This is a genomic window from Bradyrhizobium sp. MI1.7 (genome assembly GCF_055811795.1).
In genome coordinates, this window is the sequence record NZ_JBVVPO010000183.1 from 1 (window position 1) to 2,143 (window position 2,143).

The 2,143-nt window shown below is 67.6% G+C and carries 2 protein-coding genes; both read right to left on the bottom strand.

The features are described from left to right. Positions 1 to 13: 13 nt before the first annotated feature. Positions 14 to 1,543, bottom strand: coding sequence for an IS66 family transposase (gene tnpC / locus AC0L3X_RS46935; protein ID WP_354132706.1), 1,530 nt, complete (start codon positions 1,541 to 1,543; stop codon positions 14 to 16). 69 nt (positions 1,544 to 1,612) lie between these two features. After that, on the bottom strand, positions 1,613 to 1,969 hold the full coding sequence (tnpB, locus tag AC0L3X_RS46940) for an IS66 family insertion sequence element accessory protein TnpB (protein ID WP_007606730.1): 357 nt from the start codon (positions 1,967 to 1,969) through the stop codon (positions 1,613 to 1,615). Between the last annotated feature and the right edge of the window lie 174 nt (positions 1,970 to 2,143).

The following is a 2,143-nucleotide window of genomic DNA, read 5'->3' on the forward strand; positions in this document are numbered from 1 at the left end:
GTAAGCGATGTTCTCAGGCCACGCGCCAGCGTTCTTGGGTAGCGAGATAGGCCCAGGGTAGCAGTTCGTCGATCTGGCTGTTCGGGTGGTCGTTGACGATGCGGGTGATGACGTCGGCGAGATAGGCGTGGGGTTCGACGCCGATGAGCTTGCAGGTTTCGATCAGTGAGGCGATGACGGCCCAGTGTTCGCCGCCGCCGTCCGAGCCAGCGAACAGGGCGTTCTTGCGGTTGAGCGCGATTGGGCGGATAGCGCGCTCGACGACGTTGGAATCGATCTCGACGCGGCCGTCGGCAATGAAGCGCGTCAGCCCGTCCCAACGCGACAGCGCATATCGGACGGCCTCCGCGAGTTTGGTCTTCTGGCTAATCAGACCAAGCTTGGCGCGCATCCAGGGTTCGAACTCGTCGGCGATCGGCCGGCTCTTCTCTTGGCGGACGGCGCGACGCTCGTCGGCGGTGCGGCCGCGGATCTCGGCTTCGATGACGTAGAGCCCGGCGATACGTTCGAGTGCCTCGCTGGCGATCGGTGCGGGACCGGCCGCGGCGAGTTCGTAGAAGCGCCGGCGCACATGGGACCAGCAGAACGCCAGTTCTACGTCACCGCGCTCGGCCATGACCCGATAGCCGGCATAGCCGTCGACCTGGAGGATGCCGGCAAAACCCGCGAGGTGGACGATCGGCCGTTCGGCCTTGCGATCGGGAGCGTAGACATAGGCGACGGCGGGCGGGTCCGTGCCGCCCCAGGGCCGGTCGTCGCGGGCATAGGCCCAGAGCTGGCCGGTCTTGGTGCGGCCGCGTCCGGGATCGAGCACCGGGGCGGTGGTCTCGTCGGCAAACAGTTTTGGCGACTGCTTCAGCCTCGCGAGCAGTCGCTCATGCACCGGCCGCAACAGGAAGGCTGCCCGCCCGACCCAATCGGCCAGGGTCGAGCGATCCAGCTCGAGGCCCTGGCGGGCGTAAATTTGAGCCTGCCGATACAGCGGCAGATGGTCGGCATATTTGGCGACGAGTACCTGCGCCACGGTGGCTTCGGTCGGTAGCCCGCCCTCGATCAGCCGCGCTGGCGCCGGTGCCTGTACCATGGTCTCGCAGGCCCGGCAGGCATACTTCGGCCGCCTTACGACTAGGACCCGGAACTGGGCCGGGACGATATCCAGTCGTTCGCTCACATCCTCGCCGATCCGGTGCAGCGCCTGCTGACAGCACGGGCAGGCGTGATCGTCGAGGTCGACCAGCATCTCGACCCGCGGCAGATGCGCCGGCAACGCTCCTCTGTTCCTGCGGCGCCGTGCGGCTCGGCTCGATCGCTCGGCAGCATTGGCTGCATCGGTCGCCGCATCACTGCTCGCCTCGACCTGCTCGACCTCCTCCAGGCCGAGCAGCAACTGGTCCTCCGGCAGCGTCTCGGCCCGGCGGCCGAAGCGATGACGCTGCAACTCCTTGATGATCTGCTCGAGCCGCGCGGCGCGCGCCCGTTCGGCCAGCAGCATCGCCTTGAGCGTGCCGGGATCGTCCGGAAGCGTGTCGGCCGTCGTCGCCATGATGCGATTACACCATGCGTCGCGGCATCCCGCGAGCGCGACATGCATACTGATTCACTGTGCCGCAGTTCAACTCGCTTGGATCGGCGACGGTGTCTCGCGCGCGGCGTGGACGCGCTTCCAGTCTAGTCCTTCGAGCAAGGCTGACAGCTGCGCCGCGGTCAGGCGAATGACGCCGTCCTGCACGTTGGGCCAGCAGAACGAACCGGTCTCAAGCCGCTTGGCGAACAGGCACACACCCGTGCCGTCCCAATAGATCAGCTTTACCCGGTCGGCGCGCTTGGCGCGGAACACATACACGGCGCCGGAGAACGGATCGGCCTGGATGCTCTCACGCACCAGGGCCGCGAGCCCTTCGGCACCCTTGCGGAAGTCGACCGGCCTGGTCGCCACCATCACCCGCACCGCGCCCGTCGGACCGATCACGTGCAGGTCTTCAGCGCATGGATCACGGCCGCAATCGTCGCGGCATCCGCGCCGCGGCCGACCCGGACCGCGACGCCGTTGATCTCGAGCTCGATGATGCTGCTGTTCTCGGCGCCCTCGAGCGCCTTCCGGAGGCGTCGGCGCTGCCGCGGTGAGCGCTCCGGCGGCGTGGAC